The sequence below is a fragment of the Secundilactobacillus muriivasis genome (genome assembly GCF_054785195.1).
In genome coordinates this window covers 1-25,093 of record NZ_BAABMI010000004.1, presented here as the reverse complement: position 1 = coordinate 25,093, position 25,093 = coordinate 1, and the positions used below count along the sequence as shown (strand labels likewise).

At 48.3% G+C, this 25,093-nt stretch carries 24 protein-coding genes, 1 pseudogene and 1 other annotated feature; of the genes and pseudogenes, 17 read left to right on the top strand and 8 right to left on the bottom strand.

What is annotated here, in order from left to right; translation table 11 throughout:
- Positions 1–80: 80 nt before the first annotated feature.
- Both pstC and ACYVR3_RS00890 read right to left on the bottom strand, forming a co-directional pair.
- Positions 81–1,004 carry a phosphate ABC transporter permease subunit PstC gene (gene pstC / locus ACYVR3_RS00895; protein WP_461242737.1) on the bottom strand — a complete coding sequence of 308 codons (924 nt, stop codon included), beginning with the start codon at positions 1,002–1,004 and terminating at the stop codon, positions 81–83.
- A gap of 165 nt (positions 1,005–1,169) precedes the next feature.
- A complete protein-coding gene (locus ACYVR3_RS00890; protein ID WP_461242736.1) occupies positions 1,170–2,066 on the bottom strand; it encodes a phosphate ABC transporter substrate-binding protein in 897 nt (298 codons plus the stop codon).
- Positions 2,067–2,344: 278 nt separating this feature from the next.
- On the opposite strand from ACYVR3_RS00890, the gene ACYVR3_RS00885 reads away from it, so the two are divergent.
- The 3 genes from ACYVR3_RS00885 to ACYVR3_RS00875 are packed head-to-tail and all read left to right on the top strand — an operon-like array spanning position 2,345 to position 4,773.
- Complete coding sequence (locus tag ACYVR3_RS00885) at positions 2,345–3,046, top strand: winged helix-turn-helix transcriptional regulator (RefSeq protein WP_461242735.1); 702 nt, start codon at positions 2,345–2,347, stop codon at positions 3,044–3,046.
- 45 nt (positions 3,047–3,091) lie between these two features.
- Positions 3,092–3,553 (top strand): NUDIX hydrolase, encoded by a 462-nt coding sequence (locus tag ACYVR3_RS00880; RefSeq protein WP_461242734.1) that lies wholly within the window; start codon positions 3,092–3,094, stop codon positions 3,551–3,553.
- A complete protein-coding gene (locus tag ACYVR3_RS00875; RefSeq protein WP_461242733.1) occupies positions 3,550–4,773 on the top strand; it encodes a C39 family peptidase in 1,224 nt (407 codons plus the stop codon). Before ACYVR3_RS00880 ends, ACYVR3_RS00875 begins: the two co-directional genes overlap by 4 nt.
- Positions 4,774–5,174: 401 nt before the next feature.
- Here the strand turns inward: ACYVR3_RS00875 and ACYVR3_RS00870 are convergent, their stop codons facing one another.
- Together ACYVR3_RS00870 and ACYVR3_RS00865 are read right to left on the bottom strand one after the other, a co-directional pair.
- The gene (locus tag ACYVR3_RS00870; RefSeq protein WP_461242732.1) at positions 5,175–6,266 is read right to left on the bottom strand and encodes a DmpA family aminopeptidase; all 1,092 of its coding nucleotides are present in this window, start codon (positions 6,264–6,266) and stop codon (positions 5,175–5,177) included.
- Positions 6,267–6,281: 15 nt separating this feature from the next.
- Entirely contained in the window at positions 6,282–6,878 is a 597-nt protein-coding gene (locus ACYVR3_RS00865) for a M15 family metallopeptidase (protein ID WP_461242731.1), read from the bottom strand.
- A 90-nt stretch (positions 6,879–6,968) separates the two neighbouring features.
- Here ACYVR3_RS00865 and hisJ point away from each other — a divergent pair, with 90 nt between their 5' ends.
- The 12 genes and pseudogenes from hisJ (at position 6,969) to ACYVR3_RS00805 (ending at position 17,107) form a co-directional block, all read left to right on the top strand.
- Entirely contained in the window at positions 6,969–7,802 is an 834-nt protein-coding gene (gene hisJ / locus ACYVR3_RS00860) for a histidinol-phosphatase HisJ (RefSeq protein WP_461242730.1), read from the top strand.
- A gap of 427 nt (positions 7,803–8,229) precedes the next feature.
- Positions 8,230–8,492: a binding site (T-box leader), on the top strand.
- A 94-nt stretch (positions 8,493–8,586) separates the two neighbouring features.
- Positions 8,587–9,726 (top strand): ATP phosphoribosyltransferase regulatory subunit, encoded by a 1,140-nt coding sequence (locus ACYVR3_RS00855; RefSeq protein WP_461242729.1) that lies wholly within the window; start codon positions 8,587–8,589, stop codon positions 9,724–9,726.
- A 4-nt stretch (positions 9,727–9,730) separates the two neighbouring features.
- Complete coding sequence (gene hisG, locus ACYVR3_RS00850) at positions 9,731–10,357, top strand: ATP phosphoribosyltransferase (RefSeq protein ID WP_461242728.1); 627 nt, start codon at positions 9,731–9,733, stop codon at positions 10,355–10,357.
- A complete protein-coding gene (gene hisD / locus ACYVR3_RS00845; RefSeq protein WP_057151772.1) occupies positions 10,357–11,640 on the top strand; it encodes a histidinol dehydrogenase in 1,284 nt (427 codons plus the stop codon). Before hisG ends, hisD begins: the two co-directional genes overlap by 1 nt.
- An 11-nt stretch (positions 11,641–11,651) precedes the next feature.
- Positions 11,652–12,236, top strand: coding sequence for an imidazoleglycerol-phosphate dehydratase HisB (hisB, locus tag ACYVR3_RS00840; protein ID WP_054737012.1), 585 nt, complete (start codon positions 11,652–11,654; stop codon positions 12,234–12,236).
- Entirely contained in the window at positions 12,237–12,863 is a 627-nt protein-coding gene (hisH, locus tag ACYVR3_RS00835) for an imidazole glycerol phosphate synthase subunit HisH (protein ID WP_461242727.1), read from the top strand.
- Positions 12,841–13,569 (top strand): 1-(5-phosphoribosyl)-5-[(5-phosphoribosylamino)methylideneamino]imidazole-4-carboxamide isomerase, encoded by a 729-nt coding sequence (gene hisA, locus ACYVR3_RS00830; RefSeq protein ID WP_461242726.1) that lies wholly within the window; start codon positions 12,841–12,843, stop codon positions 13,567–13,569. Before hisH ends, hisA begins: the two co-directional genes overlap by 23 nt.
- On the top strand, positions 13,559–14,317 hold the full coding sequence (hisF, locus tag ACYVR3_RS00825) for an imidazole glycerol phosphate synthase subunit HisF (protein WP_461242725.1): 759 nt from the start codon (positions 13,559–13,561) through the stop codon (positions 14,315–14,317). Before hisA ends, hisF begins: the two co-directional genes overlap by 11 nt.
- A pseudogene (gene hisI, locus ACYVR3_RS00820) lies at positions 14,314–14,634 on the top strand (phosphoribosyl-AMP cyclohydrolase); the annotation flags it as partial. The gene hisF and the pseudogene hisI, both read left to right, overlap by 4 nt.
- A 15-nt stretch (positions 14,635–14,649) precedes the next feature.
- A complete protein-coding gene (gene hisE / locus ACYVR3_RS00815) occupies positions 14,650–14,970 on the top strand; it encodes a phosphoribosyl-ATP diphosphatase (protein ID WP_054737016.1) in 321 nt (106 codons plus the stop codon).
- 12 nt (positions 14,971–14,982) lie between these two features.
- On the top strand, positions 14,983–16,059 hold the full coding sequence (gene hisC / locus ACYVR3_RS00810; RefSeq protein ID WP_461242724.1) for a histidinol-phosphate transaminase: 1,077 nt from the start codon (positions 14,983–14,985) through the stop codon (positions 16,057–16,059).
- 187 nt (positions 16,060–16,246) lie between these two features.
- Positions 16,247–17,107, top strand: coding sequence for a helix-turn-helix domain-containing protein (locus ACYVR3_RS00805; RefSeq protein WP_461242723.1), 861 nt, complete (start codon positions 16,247–16,249; stop codon positions 17,105–17,107).
- Positions 17,108–17,841: 734 nt separating this feature from the next.
- On the opposite strand, the gene ACYVR3_RS00800 is transcribed toward ACYVR3_RS00805, so the two are convergent.
- Both ACYVR3_RS00800 and ACYVR3_RS00795 read right to left on the bottom strand, forming a co-directional pair.
- Positions 17,842–19,161, bottom strand: a complete 1,320-nt coding sequence (locus ACYVR3_RS00800; RefSeq protein ID WP_461242722.1) for an MFS transporter — start codon at positions 19,159–19,161, stop codon at positions 17,842–17,844.
- 18 nt (positions 19,162–19,179) lie between these two features.
- A complete protein-coding gene (locus ACYVR3_RS00795; RefSeq protein WP_461242721.1) occupies positions 19,180–21,249 on the bottom strand; it encodes a beta-galactosidase in 2,070 nt (689 codons plus the stop codon).
- A 182-nt stretch (positions 21,250–21,431) separates the two neighbouring features.
- Between ACYVR3_RS00795 and ACYVR3_RS00790 the strand changes: the two genes are divergently transcribed.
- The gene (locus ACYVR3_RS00790; protein WP_461242720.1) at positions 21,432–22,316 is read left to right on the top strand and encodes an AraC family transcriptional regulator; all 885 of its coding nucleotides are present in this window, start codon (positions 21,432–21,434) and stop codon (positions 22,314–22,316) included.
- Between the two features lie 108 nt (positions 22,317–22,424).
- On the opposite strand, the gene ACYVR3_RS00785 is transcribed toward ACYVR3_RS00790, so the two are convergent.
- Positions 22,425–22,826 carry a MerR family transcriptional regulator gene (locus tag ACYVR3_RS00785; RefSeq protein ID WP_461242719.1) on the bottom strand — a complete coding sequence of 134 codons (402 nt, stop codon included), beginning with the start codon at positions 22,824–22,826 and terminating at the stop codon, positions 22,425–22,427.
- Positions 22,827–22,920: 94 nt separating this feature from the next.
- On the opposite strand from ACYVR3_RS00785, the gene ACYVR3_RS00780 reads away from it, so the two are divergent.
- Complete coding sequence (locus ACYVR3_RS00780; protein ID WP_461242718.1) at positions 22,921–23,889, top strand: aldo/keto reductase family protein; 969 nt, start codon at positions 22,921–22,923, stop codon at positions 23,887–23,889.
- A gap of 176 nt (positions 23,890–24,065) precedes the next feature.
- On the opposite strand, the gene ACYVR3_RS00775 is transcribed toward ACYVR3_RS00780, so the two are convergent.
- A partial coding sequence (locus ACYVR3_RS00775) for an RNA-guided endonuclease TnpB family protein (protein ID WP_461242717.1) occupies positions 24,066–25,093 on the bottom strand: 1,028 nt, incomplete at its 5' end.

The following is a 25,093-nucleotide window of genomic DNA, read 5'->3' as shown; positions in this document are numbered from 1 at the left end:
TAAAAACAGCAGAATAAGGACAACGATGGCCACTAACGCGTTAATCAGCTGCGTAGCCAGTCTGTCAGTTTGATGTGAGGTCATTGATCAAGAGTCCCTCGCTTTCCAATGAATCGAATCAAGAGGTTAAACACTAACGACATGATCAGCAAGATAAAGGCGAGTGACCATAACGCATTGTTGGGTAGGGTGCCCATCACGGTATTGCCGATTTGGGTCGTTAATTGACTAGTTAGTGTTGAAGTTGGTGAAATTAAGCTTTGTGGCATCAAAACCGCGTTCCCAATCACCATTTGAACGGCAAGGGCTTCACCAAAGGCACGCGCCATCCCGAAGATAATGGCGGTTAAAAGCCGAGGCATCGCGGCTCGTAAAATCACCTTGTAGATGGTTTGAAACCGGGTTGCGCCCAGTGCCAGCGAGGCCGAACGCAGATAAGCCGGAACCGCCCGGAGTGCATCAACGGAGAGAGAGGTGATCGTTGGTAGGATCATCACGAATAAGACGATCGTACCGGCTAAAATCCCTGAGCCAGTACCACCCAATAGGTTGCGAATCATGGGTACGACCATGGTCAGCCCGATGAACCCGTAAACGACTGAGGGAATCCCGACCAGTAACTCGATGACTGGTTGGAGGAATTTAGCGCCGTTTTTTGGTGCGATGTCGGTCATGAATAGGGCAACCGCAATCGCAAACGGTGTTGCAACCAGGGCGGCTAAGATCGTGACGCTAAACGAAGTGACGATCATAGATAACGCTCCAACTTGCGGTTGACCAGATGCGTCCAACATGCCAGGGTTCCAAACGGTGTGGGTCAAAAAGTGCCAAGGGTTAACATGATTAACGGTAAACGTGGCGATCCCACGGGATGTAATGAAGTACAGGATGCTGACAACCAGAATGATAATGGCGCCGATACAGCTGTAGCTGATGAGTCGACCGATTCGATCCTGATGTGATGCCTTGGAGGATGACGTGAGTCGTTTTTGAATATCGTCCATTGCAGACCTTCCTTATTAGGGTGTCATCATGCGATAAGCGGAAACCCGGGTCAAAGGGGCGCCCGGCTTTCCGCTTATTGGTGATGCACGTTTAGTTGCTGTTGAAATGTGGGGGACTTTGATTGGCTATTCAATCACGTCTCACACGCGAGAGTTGAAGACGAGTTACTTAGTGACAACGTTTTGCGCGTTTTTGGTCACTTTCATATCGTGGATGCTGATGTAGCCTAACTTCTTAACGAGGCCAGTTTGAACTTTTGAACTGGCCATGTACTTCAAGAACTTCGCTGTTGCAGCGTTTGGTTCGCCCTTGGTATACATGTGTTCGTAAGACCAGATCGTCCATTTGTTGGTCGTTACGTTAGCATCAGTTGGTTTGACGTTGTCGATTGAAAGGGGCTTAACGCCAGCTTTGTTGACATAGGAGAAGGCGAGGTAGCTGATAGCGCCAGGCGTACTTGAGACGATTTTTTGCACCGTTCCGTTAGAATCTTGTTCTTGCGCGGTCATGGCTTTTTTACCAGCTAAAACGGCGGCTTCAAAGGTTGCGCGAGTCCCACTGCCTTGCGCCCGGTTAACGACTGAGATCTTTTGATCCTTACCACCAACGTCCTTCCAGTTGGTGATCTTACCAGTGAAGATGTCACGTAATTGCGCCATGGTGACGTTGGTCACGTTCACGTCCTTGTTAATGACGGGGGCCATGCCCACAACGGCAACCTTGTGATCGACTAATTCCTTAGCTTTAACGCCGGATTGTTGTTCAGCGAAGATGTCGGAGTTCCCAATCTGAACGGCACCCTGTTGCACTTGGCTGAGACCAGTACCAGAGCCACCACCTTGAACGGTTAAGTTAACGCCCTTGTTTTGAGCCTGATAATCCTGAGCCGCTTGTTCAACTAATGGTTGAAGGGCGGTTGACCCAACTGCCGTGATCTTAGTAGTTGGTGTCTTGTCACTTTCACTTGATTTTTTGCTTGAGTTAGAATTGCCACAACCACCTAATAATAAGCCGGCAACACTGAAGGCCACCAATGAACTGATCAACGTCTTTTTTTGCATGGTCGTTTCCCCTTTAAAAGTTATTATCCCGTCAAGTCGGGATTTCTAAGTTACAGGCACAGTATAGAACCTCAACGTAAAGTTAATGTATAGGTTGTGTAAAAGTTTTGTAAATTGGGTTTTTTCTGCTTTCAGAATATGACATAACTAAGTAAAGATTTTTAAAATAAGGTTCAAAGCAACAAAATGTGTAACGTGTAAAGACACTAATTGAAAAATGACTATGTTATTTGCGACTTAATAACAGTTCGATGACCCGAATGAAAAGAGGATCAAACATGGAACGCAAAATTATACTCATTAGTGATGACGTGATGCTGCGTCAGAGCCTGCAACCCCTTGTTGCTGAGTGGCAGTTTATTAATAGTCCGAGGTTATTGCCAGACCTATTGCTTAACCGGGATAGCCAGTTGATGGTGATCCTAGATTTAGATCAGTACTACGCCACCACGACGCCATCGATCGACCTCGGCGTGCTGCGGCAACAGTTTCAAGGCTTGCTGTTAGGGATTCACCGACAGGCACTTGCGGATGAGCTAGCCTGTCAGTTACTTGTCACCTACCACTTCGATGATTTATTGGATTTAAGTCAGCCCAGTACGTTGCTGGGCGCGCGGTTGCAGCAAAAGGTCTGGCGGTATTTTCACCAACAAGCGGTTGTTCAACCATCCGCGTTGTTGGAGGTTGGGCCGCTTAAAATTGATTTTCAGCACTACGCGGTTACGGTCGATCAGCAACGGCTTAATTTAGGACCGATTGATTTTCGCTTACTGGTGTTCTTCATCCAAAACGAAAACGTGGTGCTGACCCGGGTTCAGATTGCCGAGGGGGTGTGGCGCAACGGCAAAGATTCAACGTTACGGTCGATCGATTCGCACATCAGTAAGTTACGCAAGTTGATCGAGCGAGACGCCAAACAACCCCAGTACCTCAAAACGGTGCGGGGGTTCGGCTACATTTTTAATCTGGCGCCGACTTAGAGTCTGCTATAATTGGGGTAATCTAAGTGATCGGGAGTGGTTTGATTGGCAGATTATATTCACGAGCTTCGCACATTAGTTGGGCACCGACCGTTGATTTTAAATACGGCGGCGGGCGCGTTATTGGATGATCAAAACCGGCTGCTATTGCAGGAACGGGCGGATACGGGCGACTGGAGTTTTCCGGGTGGCTACATGGAATTTGGCGCGTCGTTTGCGGAAACGTGTCAGCGCGAGTATCTGGAAGACGCCGGCCTTGAGGTGGAACCGATTCGGCTGATCAAGCTGTTTGATAAGGATTTTTACACTTATCCGAATGGTGATCAGACGCAGTTGATTACGGCATTGTACCTCGTTCGGCAGACGGGCGGTCAGTTGTTGGACCACGTGACGGATGAGACGGTTCAGGTGAAGTATTTTCCATTGGACGAGTTACCACCACTGTTTAATGACCAATCCGTGAAGATGGCGCAGGCCGTTATTGATGATGTGAGGGCGCACTCATGAAATTAACTAAGCGATTCAAGCAGGTTCGAACCGGGGTTGTCCGTCCGGTTGAAGGCAGTCGCATCGTGGATCGGTTGGGGCAATTGGTGACACTGACGGAGTGGCAAGATCAATTGACGATCAGTGCGGTGTATGAAGCGCCGTATCAAACTTGGTATCAGACCCCAGCTGGGTTTATTGCAATGGGCGATGTGGTCTTGTTCCCAGATATTCAGCTTCGACTGGCATTGGCGACGATTCAAACTGTTCAAGTGACCCAACCACGAGGTTTTACGGGTATTCGAATTACCGGCAAACTTGGGCGCCACCACCAGTTAAACGACCGGTTGGCAGTTGTTGCGCGGGTGGAAACAATTGATGGCCGGTACTATGAAACGCCGGATGGCGAGTTGCTTCGGGGCGCTGATGTGTACGTGATTGGCCATAAAATGACGTTTACTTTTATGCCGCAGCATCCAGCCAATATCCAAATTGTGACGCCAAGTGGGGCGACGGTCCGCGACGATTGTGGCAACGAAGTCGGTCATTTGTCGAACGCAACGATCGTACCAGTGCTTGCAGAAGTGACGGACCTATTTGGAACCCACTACTACCAACTTGAAGCCCAACAGTACGTTGCCAAAACGGACACCGTTGCGTTAACCGGTACGCAAGGTTGGCCACGGACCCAAACGGCAACCTATCGCTGTTTAAATGCCGAAAACATTAACCAAAACTTCTGGGGGATGCCTAACGGCTGTGAACCGGCGGCGTTGCTGGAAGGACTGCATCTAAAGGGCGTCGTACCAGAACTGGACTACCAAGCTTTCATCGATCAAGTCCCAGTTGCCGCAGACTATAACCCGTACCACGGCTTTGGCGGCGCACCAGATGATAACGTGAAGGGCCGGTTTGAAGCGATTTTTCCCGATGCACTGGTGAAATGGGGGCGGCGATACGGCAAGGTTCGTAATGTTAGTGGAGCCACGATTTCGCAGTTGCTGGACTGCTTGAAGCGTCGTAACCCAGTTGTGACCTACGTGACAGTTGGATTCGAGACTCCGGAAATGAACGTTTACCACTTTGGCAAGGCGTTGAGCAACAACCACGCTGTTTTACTGGACGGCATCTCGGGTGACCTCGTCCACGTTTCTGATCCGATCGATGGGGCGTATTGGTTACCACTGTTTAAGTTTGCGATGGCGTATAATGCGCGGTATTGGGCGGTTGAGGTTCTTTGATGGCACACAAAAAGCAGGTTCCGATGTTGCGTCGAAACCTGCTTTCTATTTTGATTTACGTTTGTGTGCAGCGTAAGTGTTGGTTGCGATTTGGGTGTTGGCTGTTTGTCGTCGCTTCGCTCGCCAAAGCCGCATGAAAACCGGCGCTCTCAGGCTACAAAATTCGGCGCCACATAAACTGTTATTTCCAGAGTTTCTGAAGTTATAGAAATTTGTCAACCACGCACTATCTGGCCACCACGCCGAATGGCCAGATAGGCTTCCAGACTTCGTCGGGTCGTGCTGCGCGAGACTGAGAGCTGCATGTAAGGGGCTTCGCTAAAACCGCCAAGCCCGGGCGCTTTCACCGAGGCCCCTTACATTACGCTCTCAACCCGTCTCGCTCCGCACACTACGACAGTTTACAATCCCAGCTTCGATTCCAACCGCTCTAAAGCCGGATCGAAACAATCTTGCTGATACTCATCAATCGCATCCTTCAAACTCAACCGTGGCTGACCCTTACGATCGGTCACCGTGGTTGCGTGAGTCAGCACACTGAGAACGGCCTCTTCAACAACTGAGACGGTCATGCGGAAGTAGCGGTCGAATTTGTCATCACTGATGGCCGCTTGTGTGGTGAGTTCGGTCTTGGGGTAGTGGGCGATTCGGTTAGCGGTTGAGAAGGCGAGGACGATCTCGCCGCTACCGTTGCCGATAAAGGCACCAGTTCTGGTAATGCCCACGCTAGCCCGCTTGCTGATCCGGGTTAACTGGCGTGAGTTAAAGGGAATATCAGTTGCCAAAATGGTGATGATGCTACCCTTTTCCTTTTGCTTCTTGCTGGCTTTGTAGTCGGCGAGTTTTTGGCCGATTGGTTCATTGTAGATGTTCAAATCGCGCATGAAGCCGTAGTTGGAGAGCACCAGGGCGCCCATCGTGAAGGGCTTACCGTCAATTTCAATTGTCCGGGAAGCTGAGCCGATACCACCTTTTAAGTCATAGGTGCTCATACCGACACCGGCACCAACCGTGCCTTCTTCAAAGGATTCAGCGGTGTTGGCGAGGGCGTTTTGAACGTCGGCTTCCGTGACGGAGATGTCACGGATATCGTTGATGTCGCCGTCGTTGCATTCCATGATCACTGGATTGACGGTACCGGTTGTGTTACCGATGTCTGGATTGTCAGCCGTCATAGCCTTCACCAGTGCAGTTTCGGCGGTGCCGACTGCGAAGGTATTTGTCAAAACGATTGGTGTTTCGAGGGTGCCGAGTTCGTTGACTTGGACTAAGCCGGTGCTCTTGCCGAAACCGTTGATGACGTGGGCGGCGGCTGGTAGTTTGTTTAAGAAGACGTTGTCTTGTGCCGGTTTAATGACCGTGACACCGGTGTTGTGGGTGCCGTCCTTGATGGTCGTTTGGCCAACCGTGACGCCAGGAACGTCAGTGATGAGGTTACGTGGCCCCGGTTTTGTGTCACTGACCGGGTCGAGAAATGGTTGTGTTAAACCCATGAATAGGTTCCTCCTTTATTCAATTCGATAGTCGTTGGGATCGACCTGCATGGGCCCGTACGCATCCGCATCGTTGTCCATGAAATCCCACCATTCGTTCTCATAGCCGTGAAAATCGGCCTTGGTCATGATGGTGTTTAGGAGTTGATAGTACCGCTCCTGTTCGCGATTACGCGGATAGTTGCGTTTAGCACGATCCGAGAAGTCGTCAAATTCACTCTGCATGGGGAGCTCGTGACCCGCAAGGTCGGTGAGCGTCATGTCAAAAGTGACGCCCTTTTCATGACTATAGTTGGGATTGGGTTGCGCGACCCAGGTATCGTCCGGATAGACTTCATACAAGCGCTTTTGAGCGGTCGTTGGTCGGTAGGCGTCCCAGATTTTGATGCGGTACCCCTGTGCTTTGAAAAGTTGGGCAGCGATGCCTAATTTTTTAGCGGTACCAATTCGAGCAACTGCAGTCGTGAAATCGTAGATGACTTGGCCGGTAAAATTATCGGTCGTCGCGTACTTGAGATCCACGATAATGCTGTCATCAATCTCTAGAAGGTTGATAAAACCGGGATCTGGTTTAATACTGTTTGCAACGGTGATGCTTGTCTCTCTTGCCATCGTGTTCCTCCTTTGGTTAAAATGCAATTCAGATACACTGTCCCAATTATAGCAAATGAAATCGGTTACGTTATAAAATGAGGTGAAATTATGAACAAAAAAGATGGTCATTCACATACGGAATTTTGTCCGCACGGGAGCGGCGATGACGTTGAGTTAATGATTCAAAAAGCGATTCAGTTTGGTTTCGACACGTACAGCATTACAGAGCACGCACCATTACCACCAACATTTCAGCAAGAGTACGCAGGTGAGTTAACGGGTTTAACTGAGGCCTCAATGGCGATGAGCGATTTACCAGCGTATTTCGCAAAATGCCGTCAGATGCAAGCCAAATATGGTGATCAGATTCACATCAACGTTGGTTTTGAAGTTGATTTTCTTCCGCACCACGTTGACTGGACCCGCGACTTTTTGAACGAGTACGGGCCCCAAACGACCGATAACGTGTTGTCCGTGCACTTTATGCAGGGAACGGCCGACAAGTTCTGGTGCGTGGACGATACGACTGGTGACTTTGATAAGGGACTGCTGGCGAACGCAGCGGATGGCCAAGCGTTGTACCAACAGTATTTCAAAGCCCTTCAAACGGCCGTGTTGGCTGATTTAGGCAAGTACGCGCCAAAACGTATCGGCCATATCACGCTGATTCGCAAGTTTCAGGATTACTTCCAGTTACCACGAACTTATGATGACGCAACGCAAGCTGAAATTGACCGGTTACTGAACCTAATTCATGATCAGGGACGTGAACTCGACTACAACGCGGCGGGCCTTTACAAAGAATTCTGTAATGAAACCTATCCTAATTTGGGCATTGTTCGCCAAGCACAGGCCCTTGGCATTCCGCTGGTTTATGGGAGTGATGCGCATAGTATTGCTGAGATTGGCCATGGGTATCATATGGTGATGGATCAACTGTAGCAGTGTGCGGAGCGAGGCGGTCAGAAGGCGGCGCGTAACGGGCTCTAAGGTAAACTACCGGGTTTTGGTAGTTTGGCTTAGAGCCCGTTACACATAGCCTTTTGCCTCGCGCAGCACGACCCGACGAAGTCTGGAAGCCTATCTGGCCATTCGGCGTGGCGGACAGAAAGCGCGTGGTTAACAAGTTCCTGTAACTTCAGGAACCCTGGAAATGACAGTTTAAGTGGCGCCGAATTTTGTAGCCTGAGAGCGCCGGTTTTCATGCGGCTTTGGCGAGCGAAGCGACGACAAACAGCCTTCACCCAAATCGAACTCAACCCTTACACGGGACCCAAACAACAGTTAAATTAAAAATATTTAAGTAAATCTGTTGACAAATGAGAATTCGCTTTGTAAACTGTACCCATACATTAAAACTAAATGACAAAATAAAGTTGTGATTAGAAAAAGTAGTAATTAGCCAACGCGAAGCGAGTCTGGGATGATGGGAACCGGATCGGTGGGGATTACGAACACACGTCTATGAACTGACAGCTGAATCAAGTAGGCTGCTCCGCATGTTTAGCGTTATCAGGGTTACCGTAACTGTTCTCGGTGGGATTAGACCGACGACTAGTTATTGGCAACGTAAGGTCGTCACTGTGAGGTGGCGGCAAATTGAGGTGGAACCGCGATTAAATCGTCCTCGTAACTAAGTGAATGCTTAGTTGCGAGGATTTTTGTTTTTCAGCGGTGCGCTGCGAACCTGATTTTGTCACAGTTATCGAAATGGGAGTGAGCGGACATGAAAAATCGAAATTTACCAAATGGGACCAGAGATGAGTTCGGCGTCAGAGCGGCTATCAAGGAAACCATTGCGTCCCAGTTGTTTACGTTATTTAAACAACGCGGCTTTGCTAAATTAACCACGCCGATTCTTGAATATGCCGATGTGTTCAAACCATTGAACCTAGCGAATTACCGGCCCTATCAATTATTGGATGAACAGGGTGAAGCGTTGGTGCTTCGGCCAGACCTGACGTTACCGGTTGCTCGGATGATGAGTACGACCGGGATCGAGTTACCGGCGAAGTGGTACTACAGCGGCGATGTGTTCCGGGTGAAGAAGCAACTTTCCGGGAGCTATAACCAACTGACGCAAGCCGGCATCGAACTTGTCGGCTACGCCAGCCTCAAAGGTGAATGGGAATGCCTCAAAATTGCCTTAGCTGGATGCCAACAAACCGGTATCACCGACATGACCTTGGAACTGAGCGATGCGCGGTTCATCGAAGGGGTGCTGCAAGCCTTGCCGATTCCGCTGCCAACCAAACAAGCGTTGAAGAAGGCGTTGTTTGACAAAGACCTGACCCGCTACAATCAGTTGATCACGCCGCTTACGGATACCGCGTTTGAAGCATTTTTAGCTGAGTGGCCTTGGTTGTTTGGCGACTTTGACAGCGTGATGCAGGTCGTTGGGACCTTACCAGAGATTGCCACCTTGAAACCGGTGATCGATGATTTAAAGGCCACCGCGGGCTTCATTCGCACCCAATCACCTGACCAACAAGTGGTACTCGACTTGAGTATCCCGTCGCCGCAAAGCTACTACACGGGAATGGCTTTCCGGGGGTACACGCAAAATGCCGCGGATTACCTGTTCAGTGGTGGGCGTTATGACGACTTGCTGACAAGCTTCCAGCAGGTGAAGGAACCAGCCGTTGGTCTCGCCTTCGATGTCGATGCTTTAGCCGACCGGATGCCGGAGCCCGAAACGCCACAGCAAACCTTGATCTACTTCGAGGAATCGCAGTGGCAACTGGCAGAACAAACGCTTCAAACAACGCCGAACAGTTCACTATGTTTGGCAGATAGCCGCGAAGAAGCCACTCGCATCGCCGTCAGCACCAACAAACAACTCTTAGACTTAACGGAAAGTAGGTGAGGTTATGCCAATCAAAATTGCCCTAACGAAGGGCCGGGTAGAACAACAAGTCGTGCCACTGCTTGAAGCCGGTGGCATTGATTGTAGCGGGATCCGTAACAAGGGTCGGCGCTTGATTTTCGACGAAGATCCGGTATTTGAAACCATCTTAGTCAAGGGGCCGGACGTGCTGACCTACCTCAACAACGGATCGGTACAAATCGGTATCGTTGGCAGCGACATCCTAGCTGAGCAAAACAATCCCCAATATGCCATGTTGGACTTAGGGGTTGGCAAATGCCGCTTCGTGCTCGCCTCCACCCGAGACTTCAATCCGCAACAGGTGCGCCGGAAGATCATTGCCACGAAGTACCCGAACATCACCAAGCGGTATTTCCAAAGCATCGGCGAAGACGTTGAAATCATTAAGATTGAAGGTTCCGTGGAACTGGCGCCGCTGATTGGCTTGGCGGATGCTATCGTTGACATCACCGAAACCGGGACGACGTTGAAGGAAAACGACCTGCACGTCTACGCGGAATTGCAGCCGGTCAGCACCAAGCTGGTGGTGAACCGCTTAGCCGTTAAGCAGTATCGCACCGAGATCCGCAACTTTATTGATAAACTACAAACCTTAGGAGTGAACGCATAATGAAAATTTTAAAAGACCAAACCTTAGACCAATTGCTTGAACAAGTTGACCGTCAAACTGACCAACAAGCTAACCAACCCGAAGTTGAAGCTACCGTTGCTGGGATCATCGCAAACGTGATCAAAAATGGTGACGCCGCCCTCAAAGAATACAGCCAAAAGTTCGACAAGGTTGAACTCGACAGCTTACGGGTGCCACAAGCTGACATCGATGCCGCATACGAAAACGCGGATCAAGAACTGATCGACGCCTTAAACTTGGCGAAGCGCAACGTGGTCAGCTACCACGAAAAGGAAATTCAAAACGGCTTCGTGGACGCTGAACAACCCGGCGTTGTCCGTGGTGAAAAGATCACGCCATTAGCTGCCGTTGGCTTGTACGTGCCAGGTGGGACAGCTGCTTACCCATCATCAATTTTGATGAACGTAATTCCCGCTAAGTTAGCCGGTGTTGAAAAAATCGTCATGGTCACCCCACCACAAAAGGATGGTATCGGCCAAGCCGTGTTAGCCGCCGCTAAGGTTGCTGGCATTGACGAAGTTTACCAAGTGGGTGGTGCGCAAGCCATCGCTGCTTTAGCATACGGGACTGAAAGTATCCCACGTGTGGACAAGATCACTGGCCCCGGTAACATCTTCGTAGCCGTTGCTAAGAAGCAGGTCTTTGGCCAAGTTGATATTGATATGATCGCCGGTCCATCTGAAATCGGTGTGATTGCGGATGACAGTGCTGACGCAAGCAACGTTGCCGCTGACCTGTTGTCACAAGCTGAACACGACAAGCTCGCCCGGCCAATGTTGGTCACTCCAAGCCTCAAGTTTGCGGAAGCCGTTAGCGCTGAAATCGATGAACAGTTGAAGACGTTGCCACGACAAGAAATTGCCAGTGCCTCAGTTGCTAACAAGGGCTTCATCGCCGTGGTTAAAGACTTAGACGAAGCCTTCACCGTCATGAACGCCATTTCACCAGAACACTTGGAAATTGAATTGGAAGACGCCATGCAGTATTTGAACCAAATTAAGAACGCTGGGTCTGTGTTCCTAGGTTTCAACGCTTCTGAACCCGTTGGGGATTACGTTGCCGGTCCTAACCACATCTTGCCTACTGGCGGGACTGCCCGGTTCTTCTCACCACTTGGGGTATCGGACTTCGTTAAACGGATTCAATTCGTGACCTACAGCAAGGCCGCTTTGAAGCGTGAAGAAAAGGCCATCACTAAGTTGGCCCGGGTCGAAGGCCTTGAAGGTCACGCCCGCGCCGTTGAAGCTCGGTTCAAGGACTAAGGAGCGATTAGATGAGACAAGCAACGATTAAACGTGATACCAAAGAAACCCAGATCGAACTGAGTTTAAACCTAGATAACTATGACACGATTGATATTGATACCGGGATCGGTTTCTTCGACCACATGTTGGACGCCTTTGCCCGCCACGGCCGCTTTGGTCTGGTGGTCAAAGCCAACGGTGACCTGGATGTGGATCCGCACCATACCACAGAGGATGTTGGCATCGCCCTTGGGATGGCGTTAAAGGAAGCCCTTGGCGACAAAGCAGGCATCGAACGCTTTGGTGAAGCCACGATTCCACTGGACGAAACGCTGAGTCGGGTGATCGTTGATTTATCCGGCCGGGCCTACTTGGTCTTCAACGCTGAATTTACCAATCCTAAACTGGGTGGTTACGATACTGAAGTGACCGAGGACTTCTTCCAAGCCTTCGCCTTCAACGCCGAACTGAACCTCCACGCGGAAGTGCTGTACGGCCGGAACACCCACCACAAAATCGAAACACTGTTTAAAGCACTGGGACGCGCAACTCGCGCAGCCGTCACGCTGAACCCGGAGATCAAAGGGGTGCCATCGACCAAGGGAGTGATCTAGATGATCGTCATCATTGACTATGACACGGGGAACACCCGTAACGTGAAAAATGCCTTGGATTATCTGGGCATCGATAACGTGCTCTCCGCCGACCCCGCAGTGATCGAAGCGGCGGATGGCCTGATTCTTCCCGGAGTTGGCGCCTTTAAGAAGGCGGTTGACGCGTTAAACGAACGCAACCTGATCGATGTCATCAAACGAGTCGCTGGTAAGGGTATGCCCATGTTGGGCATCTGCTTAGGCATGCAGCTGTTGTTTGACCGCAGCTTTGAATTTGGCGAAACCGCTGGGTTGGGTTTGATTCCTGGCGATGTGGTGCCATTTCCAACTGATTTGGGCATTAAGGTGCCCCACATGGGCTGGAACCAAAATCAGGTCACGCAGGCGGATCCGGTTGCTGATGGCTTTGACCAACAATCGACTTACTTCGTTCACTCGTATTACGCAAAGACGGCACCGGAAAACATTCTGGCAACCGCAGATTACGGCGTGACGGTGCCCAGCATCGTGCGTCGCGGCAACGTCATCGGGATGCAATTTCACCCCGAAAAGAGTGCCAAAGTTGGCCTGAACGGACTTAACGCATTTAAGGAAGTGGTAGCACATGCAGATTATTCCCGCAATTGATTTAAAAAACCAACAGAGTGTCCGCTTGTACCAAGGAGACTTTGACCAAACAACCCTGATCGCTAACGATCCAATTGAACAAGCTAAACAAATTGAAGCAGCCGGTTTGACCCGGTTGCACCTCGTTGATCTGGACGGTGCCAAGACTGGTCGGCCGGTCAATCGCAACCTGATCGAACAGATTTGTACCGAAACCAGCCTCAAAGTGGAAGTGGGGGGCGGTATCCGCACCCTCGCTCAAATCAACGGCTATCTCACAAGCGGGGTTAACCGAGTGATTCTAGGTTCCGCTGCGTTGACCAACCCCGAGTTGGTGCAACAAGCCATCGATCAATTTGGTAACGATCAAATCGTTGTCGGCATCGATGGTAAGGACGGCCGGGTCGCCATTTCCGGTTGGTTGGAAGAAAGTGACGTCACCATGGCAACCTTGATGTCGTCAATGGTGGCCTTCGGCGTTGTGAACTTCGTCGTCACCGACATCGAAAAGGACGGGACGTTAAGCGGACCCAATACCGCGTTGTTGACCGAACTTCAAACGGCCTTTCCAACCACTGAAGTCATTGCTTCGGGTGGTGTGACCACGGCGGATGACTTAAAGACGCTGGCACAATCCGGCATCAAAGCCGCCATCGTCGGCCGGGCAATGGCCACGGGTGACTTACCGCTCGCAACCTTAGCGGAGGTGGCCGCCGATGTTAGCTAAACGAATCATTCCCTGTCTGGACGTGGATCACGGCCGGGTGAAGAAGGGCGTTAACTTCGTCAATTTGACGGATGTGGGCGATCCGACTGAAATTGCGGCGGCTTACGAGGAACAGGGCGCGGATGAGCTAGTCTTTTTGGACATCACCGCAACCAATGAAAAACGCAAGGCCATTGTTGATACCATCGAAAAAGTGGCCAGTCAGGTGTTTATGCCACTGACCGTTGGTGGTGGGATTCACAGCGTTGATGATATGCAACGGCTGTTGAAGGCTGGTGCGGATAAGGTGGCGGTGAACTCCGCTGCCGTGACCAATCCTGAGTTGATCACTGAAGGCGCCGAAAAATTTGGTAGTCAGTGTATCGTGCTTGCCATCGATAGTAAGTGGGATGCCGAGGCCGGTCGTTACGTGGTTTACGTGAACGGTGGCCGCAAAGCAACCGACCTAGACGTCATTGATTGGGCGAAACAGGGCGTGGCCGCTGGTGCCGGTGAATTGTTGGTGACCAGCATGGATAAGGATGGCACTAAATCAGGGTTTGACCTGAAACTGTACCAGGCCTTAACTGCCGCTGTTAACGTGCCGATCATTGCGTCGGGTGGCTGCGGCAAGTTAGAACACTTTACTGAAGTATTTGACGAAACCAACGTTGACGCTGCTTTGGCCGCTTCCGTGTTTCACTTTGGCGAACTGACGATTAGTGATGTGAAACAGACGCTTAGAGAGGACGGAGTGATCGTACGTTAAAACCGAATTTTGAAGCTGCCGCGGATGGGTTGATTCCCACCATTGTGGTGGATGATAATACCGACCGGGTGCTGATGATGGCGTACATGAACGCTGAAAGTTACCGACGAAGCCTTGAAACCAAGCAGACCTGGTTTTGGTCTCGTAGCCGGCAAGAATACTGGCACAAGGGCGAAACGAGTGGTAACACGCAGGCAATTGTGGCGATGCAGATCGACTGTGACGAAGATACGTTACTGGTGCGGGTGATCCCCGAAGGCCCAGCGTGCCACACCGGGCACACCAGCTGCTTTTACCGCGATATTGAACTGGACTAACGAAAGAGGGATACTATGCAGGATTTAGACGAACTGTACCAATTAATTTTAGACCGGAAGGCGAACCCTAAAGAAGGGTCGTACACGGATTACTTGTTTACAAAGGGCTTAGATAAGATCTTGAAGAAGGTCGGCGAAGAGTCTACTGAAGTTATCGTGGCTGCCAAGAACGACAGTGACGACGAGTTCATCTACGAAGTATCCGATTTGGCCTACCACATTCTCGTGTTGATGGTCGATCGTGGCATCAGCGTTGACCAAATCAAACGTGAATTGGCTGAACGTGAAGGCCTCATGAGCAAAACCAAGGAACGACGCGACATTCAAGAGTTATAAGGAGGGGTCGACATGGTCAAACAAGCCATTTCAAAGTTAACGGCGTACACGCCAGAATTAACGCTGGCTGAACTAAAACAACAACGTGGCCTCGATAAGTTGGTCCGGTTGTCGGCGAATGAAAATGCCTTTGGGACCTCGCCTAAGGTGGGTGAAGCACTCCGGGCCTGGAACTTTACGGATGCCAACCGCTATCCGGATAGCAACGTGAATGGGTTGCGGCAGCTGATTGCGACGCGGTTGAACATTGATCCAGCAACGCTGGTGTTTGGCGATGGACTGGATGAAATCATCCAACTGCTTTCCCGGACGTTGTTGGCGCCGGATGATGAAGTGGTGTTGACCCAGCCAACTTTCTCGGAGTACGCGTTGCACGCTGCCATTGAAGGCGCTAAGTTGGTGGACGTGCCCGCAACCGAAGCTGGTGAAACTGATTTGGATGCGCTAGCCGCTGCGGTGACGGATAAGACCCAGATGATCTGGCTCTGCAACCCTAACAACCCAACCTCGACCTACGTGATGCGCGATGCCATCGAAGCCTTTATGGCAAAGGTGCCAGAACGGGTAACGGTGGTGGTTGATGAAGCCTACATTGATTTTGTGACGGCCGAGGCCAACCCATCGGCGTTAGCGTTGATGTCTAAATTCAGTAACTTGGTCGTGTTGCGAACGTTTTCTAAAGCCTACGGATTAGCGAACTTCCGCGTGGGTTACGCAGTGGTTGCGCCGGCGTTGGCTAGCACGTTACAGACGGTTCGGTTGCCGTATAACTTGAGTAGTTTTGCGGAAATTGCGGCCGAAGCGGCTTACAAGGATCAAGCCTTTGTGGATCAAGTTGTACAGACGATTGCGGCTGAACGGGAGAAGTGGACGGCGTTCTTGACTGAACAGGGTGTTACCTTCTACGAACCGCAGGCTAACTTTATCTTTATGCGAATCGAGGGCGCTGCTGACCTAGCTGAAAAGTTGCTCCAAAACGGTTACTTAGTCCGAACTGGTCTAGGTGATGAGTGGCTCCGAATCTCGATTGGAAAACCTGAAGACAACCAAGCGGTACAGCAAATAGTTAGTGAATTTTTGCAAAAATAAAAATATTAAAAAGCTATAAGTCCTATGGTTAATGGATTTATAGCTTTTTTAATATCAGTAAATTTTGTGAAAAATTTGAAGGTCAAACAGTGTGACTCTTGACGAAATCATGTTATCATAAAGGTAATTCAACAACCGAACGTTAGGTTTCTAACGAAAAAGTGGCGTTGACGAGGAGGAATACCGTATGACACAGACCGCATATCTGTCACTGTCTTGCTTACCGTTGCCGACCTTCATTGAGGGGCGGCACATTGACTTAACTGCGGATGCTGGCAAGCAGAATCAGGTGCATTTGGAATACTTTGTGTTTGCCTTTGTGCGCCAGGGACAGCTCATGATGGTCCAAGACGGGGGGGAACAACAGGTCAATGCTGGAGAAGTCTTCATTATGATGCCGGGTCATCACAAGTACGTGTGGTGGGCCAAATCGGGAAAGGTAGCGCTGGACTGGATCTACGGCTATGTTGCCGGTGATTGGCATGTGCAGGCCGGGTTAACGCCGGCTAAAAACTCAATGAAGTCACTGATACTCCATCCGCCAGTACCCGTTCAGACGCTGTTTTTAATGCAGCGGCGAGCACTGAAGGAACCAGACGCGATTTACAAACTGGTCGATCAGCTGGTTTCTAAAGAATACAACTGCCAATCAAAGCAGTTTTTTGAATCGCAGCAACTGTTCATTCAACTGTTGGCGAAGTTGCAGGCACAGGATAATGCGCAAAACGAGTTAACGCAGTTGTCGCTGTCGATCCAACAGTACTTAAAGAAGCATTTCCGCGACAAAATTACCGCAACAACGTTAAGCAACCACTTCGACCAACGGGCCAACTACCTAGTAAGAGTGCTCCGTCAAACCATCGGCTTATCGCCAGCGGAGTTCTTGATGCAGTATCGAATGGAAGAAGCAGCCCGGATGTTATTAAATACCTCGGCATCGATCGCAGACGTTGCGGTTGAGGTTGGGTTTCAGAATATTTACTACTTTTCGACTTCGTTTAAGAAGTATACCGGATTGTCGCCGAGTCGGTATCGGGCGCAGGAATAGAGCGTGAGGAGAAGCGGTTAAAGAGCGGCGTATAAGGGCGTCATCCCTAAAGCTACCGGGTTTTGGTAGCTTTAGGGATGACGCCCTTATACATAGCTCTTTGCTTCTCCGAACGCGTTTCGGCGTGGTGGCAGAAAGTGGTTTTGTAGGCGAGTTTGGGATGTTGTCATAAAGCGGAACGTTACAGTTCAAGTGGCGCCGAAACCTAGGTAGTAGGAACGCGCGTCGCCAGAAACACTTGGTAATGTGCAACGACAAATTCCTGGTTTTTGGGGCTACTTGCCGTTTTTGACTTACATGCAGCTCTCTGCCTTGCCGAGCGCGTTTCGGCGCGGTGGCCGGAAAGTGGTTTTGTAGGCAAACTTGGGATGCTACTAGGTAGCGGGACATCATAGTTCAAGTGGCGCCGAAACCTATGTAATAGGAATGCGCGTCGCCAACAGCACTCAGTAATGGGTAACAACCAAGCTACCGGGTTTTGGTAGCTTTAGGGATGACGCCCTTATACATAGCTCTTTGCTTCTCCGAACGCGTTTTGGCGCGGTGGCCGGAAAGTGGTTTTGTAGTCGAGTTTGGGATGTTGTCATAAAGCGGAACGTTACAGTTCAAGTGGCGCCGAAACCTAGGTAGTAGGAGAGCGCATCGCCGAGAGTGCCCAGTAATGGGCAACGACTGGTGAAGTTTCAATCAAAAAGCGTAGTGCCATAATCGACACTACGCTTTTTGATTGAGCATTAAACTGTTTTATGTTCGTTGATCATCAGAACTAAGACGGCTCCGACTAATGCGATGATAGCCAAGAATGGCAAAATTGGCATATATTGCTTACCAACCATGCTGAACAACACGGCACCAAGAACGGGTGCTAAAATTTGAGCGCCGGTGTTCGCAAAGTTGAGGATACCTAAGTCTTTAGCAGCGGTTTCTGGATCGGGTAAGACTTCTAGGTTCAAAGCTTGATCCACGGCGAAGAAAATCCCAGAACCAGTACCAGCGATAATACCATACCAAATCATAGCGGATGGCGTCCGTAAGATAAATGGCAACATCGTTCCAATAGCGGTTAGTAGCGCAGCGAAGGCAACCGGCCATTTCCGAGTATGCAGCTTATCTGAAATCATCCCGGAAGTTGACGAGAAGATGATGGCGGTAACCATCGTAGCGGTACCCATGAGTGAAACGTATTTACCAGCGGCCGTACTTCCTAAGCCCATTCCAGTTGTCAGGAAGAAGATTTGATAGGTTCCAAAGGCGGTTACGGCAATGTTGATCATCATTTTACCAAATAACGCAAGGTAGAAGTTACGAACTTTATGAATTGGGAAGATGAAGGCCTTTACGAAACCACTCATATCCAATTTTTCCTTTGGCATATCTAAACTGGATTTTTCACGCATTAAAATTGCGGCAACCGGGCCTGAGAGAAGCATCATAATGGCTAAGATAAAATAACCGGTGTTAACTAATCCAGGGTTGCTAGTACTGAGAAAACGACCACCAATAACTGGACCACCATACTGGCCAATAACGTAACCAATGGCGTAGATGGATGAAATAGTCCCACGATGTTGTGGGGCTACTTGATCAGCGATAACGGCAATTAGTGGGGCGACAATCATGTTGATGAAGGTTTGAATCCCACACCACAGAATGATAAATAGAGGAAGTTGACTTTGATCTTTAATAAGTCCTAAACCAACCATGACAGCTGCAGTAAGAATGGAGCCCCAGAGAATCCAAGGTGTCCGGCGGCCAAAGCGTGAACGGGTTCGGTCAGAAAGGGCACCAATGATAATCGTGGTAATTGTTGAGGTAACGGCACCTAACGTTCCTAGTAAGGCTAAGAAGTTATTAACCTTTGCGCCAGGTCCACCAAAAATATTGGCAAGTTTGGCTGGATTTAAAATGGAATTCAAACCCATAAATGGTGCTAGCCAAAGTAGGGCGCCCAGTGCAACGGCAATCCCGACTAGGATTGGTGTCTTGGGTTGCTGTTCGTCAGTAACAGTTGCGTGCCAGTTTGACTGCGGTGTTTCTGAATGATTTGCATCCAATGTAAGTTCCTCTTTTCGTTATTGGGCAACCATAAAGACCCTGACCGTCCATGGCTCAAGGGTGAAGGTTTGACCCTTCGTAAGGTTGCTATGTTCGTGCAATTCGGTGCCTGAGTTAGACTCAAAAGTAACTTTGTGGGCATCGTTAGAATAATTAAAGTAAAAGTCGAGCTTATCGCCGGAAGCGGTAATTAATTGCTTATTAATAATCGGGAATATTTGTGATTGACGATCTGACCACAGACCGATGGTTTTTAAAATACGTTCGTAAAGGGCTGAAATTGTTGTGGCGTTGAGATAAGATCCTGCGTAGTAAACGTGACCTTTACCAAAAGTATTTTCAGTAATGGCGGCGTATTTACCCCAATAAGGATGGTCGTAAGTGGCTAGAACATTACCAGTTGTTGGCGTTAGCAATTCGGCCCAGTAACGCACAGGTTGTGCTTGAACGGTTGGCAGATCGTCCGTTCCAGTAATGGTCATGTTGTCGCTTGGTTGATCGATACCGTAGTGCTTATCAGGTTCTACAAAGAGTTCATATTCAGCACCAACGGCTTTGGAAATAATAGCAGGCTGAGTTTCAGTCCGTACTTTGACGTTTTGATCAGTGAATCCGGAACGGAATGAATAAAGAATTGTCCCACCTTGCTCAACAAAATCATTGAGTTGTTTGAGTTGGTCGTCAGTTGCGGAATAGAGCATTGGGACGATTAAAAAGTCGTAGTTGTCGTTGTTGATGCGTTCGTCACCAATTTGGCGAATATCGACTTCTACATTAAGCCGGTATAACGGATCGTAGTAACTCCGCAACACATCGTTGTACTGGTGTTCATCGGTTTTGTCAAAAATGGTGTTTTTGTATGGGAACCAGTCAACGGCACTCATAGCTTGGTTGCTAACGACAAATGCAACTCGATTTTGCTTCTTTGTGTTAGTGAAGGTGTCACTTAATGCATTGAGATCGGCGCCAATTGTTTTAGCTTCGTTGTAAACTGGATTTGGCTTGAAATCATGCCCTAAAAGGCCCTTCCAATACGTTTCGTAGCTGTTATGAAGGGAACTCCAGTGCCAGTAACTAATCATGTTGGCACCAGAAGCAATGTGTGAATAGGCCTGTAACTTAAGTTGACCAGGATATGGCACCCAATGACGAAAGGCTTGAGCTTCAGTTTCCATGACGATATAGTTGGCATCCTTAGTTGATCGAGCCATATCACCACAAAACGCAATTTCGGTACCAGTTAGGTTGTCTTGAGATGGATGGTAAACATCGACTGCGGTGACGTCAAAGGCTTTGGAAATCTCGAAATGATTAGCATCGGGATTGAGACCGAACGATAACTTTCGCCATTCCATATCAAAGTTGTTAGTTACAAATTGATCGTTTCGTTTATATTCGTTGACGATATTAACTTGCCAACTTAAGAAATCAACGACTAAGGTTCGTTTATATTCTTCAAATGCAGTTCCAAGGCTACCGTTAATCGTTGAATTTATTGGTGGAAAATCTTCCCAAGCATTGATTCGGTTGCTCCAATAATCGAGACCGTAAGCCGCATTAAGCGCATCTAAATCACCGTTGAATTTTTGTTTCAACCATTTTTGAAACCCAATGTAGACGTTTTGGCTACTGGTGTTAAAATGTTTTGTTTCGTTGTCGACTTGGAAGCCGATAACGTTTGGATGGTTGACAGTTCGAGTAACCATTTTGCGGATGATTCGTTCTGAGAGGTGTCGGAAAACTGGATTGGTAATGTCGATGATTTGTCGAGAGCCATATTCTCGTTTACCGGATTTATCAGTCAGCATTACGTCAGGATATTTTTTGGCCATCCAAGTTGGAATGGCATATGTTGGGGTACCGATAATAACTTTGATCCCAGCCTTTTCCATGGCGTTAACAACTTTATCAAGTTTGCTGAAGTCAAAGGTACCTTCTTGGGGTTCGTACGTACTCCATGTACTTTCCCCAATTCGAACAACGTTAATATTAGCTGCCTGCATCATTTCAATATCTTTATCTAGGCGGTCGTATGGCAAGTACTCGTAATAGTAAGCGGCACCGTAAAGGAACTGATTAAATTTCATGAATTAAAGATCTCCTTTCGTGGGTACAAGTTATTTGATTCAGAAAGCGCTTTCTTTATCTGTATTCAGTATGTCAGGTTAACTAGAAATTGTATATGTGAAAACTAAGCTTGAATTTATCCAAATATGACTTTAGTATAGAGCTTAACAAAGTCACGTCAGTTGGGGGAGGCGAAATATCGATGGATTTTATGAAGGATGCCAAGCGGTTACCAGTGCTTGATTGGAATCTAACTTTCTTTGGTGCACATGAACAGCAAGTTGGATCGGATTGGATTGTGCCAATGGAGAAACACTATGCATTTGAATGTATCTACGTATTGGCTGGCCAAGAGTTTATTAAAATTTACGGTAACGTTTATACGTTGAAGGCTGGGGATTTTTTCCTCGTGCCACCAGAATTTTTACATCAGGTTTGGGCGGGAGAGAGGCTTAAATACTTTTGTTTTCACTTTGATATTGATGATCCAGCACTGAAGGTTCAGTTGATTAAAGGACTCAATTATGACTATGAGAAAGACAGTGACTTATCAAAACAACTCAAGCCACACTTTGATAAGCTGGATTCATTGGTGGCTGATGAGTCGTTTGATTTTGACACAAAGATGGTGATTCAAATTGAGTTATCAAAAATTCTTCGAATCTTTTTTCAGGCAACAAAGCGTAGCCAGCATAGCAATGCCACGACCAGTACTGAGTATGCCCGATTAATGGCAGATTACCTCAAGGAACAGTTAACGAATCAGGTTCTTAACTACGTGAAAAATGGTTATATTCCGGATGATCGTATGGTGGAAGTTTCTTCAGCAATTGCTAAAATCGGTTTTAGTAACGGATATGGCTTTCGAATTTTTAAGGAAACGTATGGTATCTCACCACGAGATTACTTGTCAAAGTTGAAAATTAACGAGGCTAAAAAGCTGTTAGGAAAGCCGCAGTACTCAATCAATGATATTGGAAGTGCATTAGGTTATCGGAATTTGGCCAATTTTAGTCGCCAATTTAAACGCTGGACTGATATTTCACCGAGTCAATTTCGAAAACAGGGGCGAGAAAATAGTCGGTAGGTTTTAAAAGGATAAAAAATGGTATGGTTTGGCCAAACCATGAAAATTAAATAGGTCGGTTAATGATCTGCTCATAAGTAGATTGTTAACCGGCCTGTTTATTTTGTTTTATAAAAAATCATCCCACACCGGCATCGCACTACCATTCTGTTTCGCCTGTCGAATCGCCTTATAGTAATTCACCTTACTCTGAATATGATGGTAATTCTGTTCAAGCAAGTTCAGTTGATCTTCAACCTGCTCACAATGGGTGTCCAATAAGTCAATCAATTTATCCAAGTCTGGTTCGTCATCCTCATAGTGAAAAACGGTCCGTAGTTCGGCAATCGACATGCCAGTGTTTTTAAAGCAAAGTAACGCCCGAATGCGCTCGACGTTATCGGCCGTGTACACCCGGTTTTTACCGTTGCGTTCAACACCTGGAATTAAGCCTGCCGTTTCGTAATAACGTAGGGTGGAGAGTGGTAAATCAAACTTAGTTGCAACTTCATGAATTGAATAGGTCTGCATCAATGTCAACTTCTTTCAAATTAGCCTTTACTTCAAGCATACTTTAAGTGCTATGATTTTGGAAACGGATTCTAAAAAAGGAGCGACTTAAATTATGAAATACCGACATTTAGGTAAACAAGGCTTACAAGTCAGCGAAATCGCATTAGGCAGTTGGATGACCGACGTTAGCGATACTAAAGCTCAGGACTTAGCCGCTCAAAGTATTAAGTTAGCATACGAGAATGGCGTCAACTTCTTCGACTGTGCGGATGCGTACAGTGGTGGTGCGGCTGAACGTTTCTTAGGTAAGGCGTTGAAGCAGTATGACCGCAAAGAACTGATTATTTCCAGTAAGGTCTACTTTCCAACTGGCGATGGCATTAACGACCGTGGGCTGTCCCGGAAGCACATCTTTGAGTCAGTGGATCAGTCGTTGAAAAATTTACGGACGGATTATTTGGATCTGTATTTTGCCCACCGTTTTGACCCTGAAACACCATTAGAGGAAACGTTACAGGCCATGAGTGACTTGATCGACCAGGGGAAGATTCTGTACTACGGCGTCAGCGAATGGCGACCAGTTCAGATTCTGGAAGCGCAGTTGGTCATTCAGAAGTTAGGCTTGCACCCAATGTCAGTGGTTCAACCCCAATACAACATGTTTGACCGGTATATTGAGCATGAGCTGATTGATGTTTGTGATAAGTTAGGACTCGGCATCGTACCATTCTCACCACTATCGCAAGGTTTGTTGACTGGTAAATACCGCAAGGGTCAGCCAATTCCTGCCGGTTCACGGGCAACTTATCAAGATCAGATTCAAGCCCTGTTGACGGATGAGAATTTGGACAAGGTTGAAGCGCTGATCAAGATGGCTGACCGATTAGATACCGATTTAGCAACCTTCGCGTTAGCTTGGACGTTGCGGAAACCGCAAATCACCAGTTTGATTACCGGTGCCAGCAAACCGGCTCAATTGAAGAATAACTTGAAGGCGTTGGATTTGGTGATTCCGGAGAGTTACTTTAAGCAGATTGATGAGTTGTTTGGGTTTGAGAAGTTTTCGCGGGTGATTGGGTAGAAGAACGAAAAATTAATTGCATATAGGTCAACACACCCCTTATTAAAATAAGGGGCTTGTAGCTCACGCGGTAACTTCCCGCGGTGGTCAAACATATCAGTTAACTGATACTCCCTTCCCAAAGTGGCTACATCATATCGGACGGTTGACAGCGCCCGTTTAGTTGCGAAGCCCTGCTAAGCAACTGTTGTTTTGGTTGATTTTGGCTTTTTAAACCTTGGTTTGGCATTACCAGCAATGTATTGATGCCCCAATGTCTGGATATTCATCGCCCCAACTCGGTCATCATTAGAGCGATAGCCACAGTCGGCACATTGATACTGATGGTACTGGTGATCTCGATTTTCTTTATTGATCACTTCGCATTTAGGACAGCGTTGGCTCGTAAAGTTAGCGGGTACTTTTAAGACGAGACTCCCTTGACGATGCGCTTTATAGGTCAACATCATTTCAAGCTGGTAGAAGGCCCACGAACTATTATCGTCTCGTAGTGTCTTAGGTAAGTCGTCGCGATTAAAGCTAACGCCGGTTAAGTCTTCCAACACAAATAAGGTATCCGCACCATACGTCGTAACGAGTGTCTTAGATAGACAATGATTCACATCTGTCATCCAGCGGTTCTCTCGATTTCCGATTTTCTTTAAGCGACGTCGGGCCGACTTGGTTCCTTTGCGTTGGAGTGCTTCACGAGTTTTCTTAAATTTCGCTCGCTTGCGCTGAACAGTTTTACCGGAAACGAAGGTCGTTTGTTGTTGATGATCATAGGTCGTGACTAGAAAACGTAAGCCACGGTCAATGCCAACGACTTTTGGGGTCTGGGACGATTGGAGCTCGTCAGCGTCCTTGGTCATGGCAATATGCAGGTACCATTTTCCACGAATGTGCAGGACTTTGGCCGCACCAAATTTCCAAGTGCCATCTAGATACTGTTCAAAACCGTGACCAGTACTAGTAATGGGTTCACCAGCTAGATATTCCCGTAAACCGTGGCAAACTGGGGTAACTCGAATGCGTTTTTCCAGCGTGTTGATGGATAAGTCGCCATTACTCAAAAACGACCAGTCACGCCCGCGTTGTAAATCGGCTTGGGGTTGCGAAAAATTAATGGGTTGCCACAACCAGTGACAGTCACGATGAACCCAAACTAGTTCTGGCCGACCATTTGGCAGTTTTTCGCCAGTTGGGTAGCAGTAAGGTTGGTCAC

Bases quoted from the DNA above. Each gene is read 5' to 3' on its own strand.
- ACYVR3_RS00870 (WP_461242732.1), bottom strand. From the start codon at position 6,266: ATGGGTTTAACACAACCATTTCTCGACCCGGTCAGTGACACAAAACCG.
- ACYVR3_RS00885 (WP_461242735.1), top strand. From the start codon at position 2,345: ATGGAACGCAAAATTATACTCATTAGTGATGACGTGATGCTGCGTCAG.
- ACYVR3_RS00875 (WP_461242733.1), top strand. From the start codon at position 3,550: ATGAAATTAACTAAGCGATTCAAGCAGGTTCGAACCGGGGTTGTCCGT.
- hisG (WP_461242728.1), top strand. From the start codon at position 9,731: ATGCCAATCAAAATTGCCCTAACGAAGGGCCGGGTAGAACAACAAGTC.
- hisC (WP_461242724.1), top strand. From the start codon at position 14,983: ATGGTCAAACAAGCCATTTCAAAGTTAACGGCGTACACGCCAGAATTA.
- ACYVR3_RS00855 (WP_461242729.1), top strand. From the start codon at position 8,587: ATGAAAAATCGAAATTTACCAAATGGGACCAGAGATGAGTTCGGCGTC.
- ACYVR3_RS00795 (WP_461242721.1), bottom strand. From the start codon at position 21,249: ATGAAATTTAATCAGTTCCTTTACGGTGCCGCTTACTATTACGAGTAC.
- ACYVR3_RS00790 (WP_461242720.1), top strand. From the start codon at position 21,432: ATGGATTTTATGAAGGATGCCAAGCGGTTACCAGTGCTTGATTGGAAT.
- hisF (WP_461242725.1), top strand. From the start codon at position 13,559: ATGTTAGCTAAACGAATCATTCCCTGTCTGGACGTGGATCACGGCCGG.
- hisH (WP_461242727.1), top strand. From the start codon at position 12,237: ATGATCGTCATCATTGACTATGACACGGGGAACACCCGTAACGTGAAA.
- pstC (WP_461242737.1), bottom strand. From the start codon at position 1,004: ATGGACGATATTCAAAAACGACTCACGTCATCCTCCAAGGCATCACAT.
- ACYVR3_RS00785 (WP_461242719.1), bottom strand. From the start codon at position 22,826: ATGCAGACCTATTCAATTCATGAAGTTGCAACTAAGTTTGATTTACCA.
- hisJ (WP_461242730.1), top strand. From the start codon at position 6,969: ATGAACAAAAAAGATGGTCATTCACATACGGAATTTTGTCCGCACGGG.
- hisB (WP_054737012.1), top strand. From the start codon at position 11,652: ATGAGACAAGCAACGATTAAACGTGATACCAAAGAAACCCAGATCGAA.
- ACYVR3_RS00865 (WP_461242731.1), bottom strand. From the start codon at position 6,878: ATGGCAAGAGAGACAAGCATCACCGTTGCAAACAGTATTAAACCAGAT.
- ACYVR3_RS00890 (WP_461242736.1), bottom strand. From the start codon at position 2,066: ATGCAAAAAAAGACGTTGATCAGTTCATTGGTGGCCTTCAGTGTTGCC.
- ACYVR3_RS00805 (WP_461242723.1), top strand. From the start codon at position 16,247: ATGACACAGACCGCATATCTGTCACTGTCTTGCTTACCGTTGCCGACC.
- hisA (WP_461242726.1), top strand. From the start codon at position 12,841: ATGCAGATTATTCCCGCAATTGATTTAAAAAACCAACAGAGTGTCCGC.
- ACYVR3_RS00780 (WP_461242718.1), top strand. From the start codon at position 22,921: ATGAAATACCGACATTTAGGTAAACAAGGCTTACAAGTCAGCGAAATC.
- hisE (WP_054737016.1), top strand. From the start codon at position 14,650: ATGCAGGATTTAGACGAACTGTACCAATTAATTTTAGACCGGAAGGCG.
- hisD (WP_057151772.1), top strand. From the start codon at position 10,357: ATGAAAATTTTAAAAGACCAAACCTTAGACCAATTGCTTGAACAAGTT.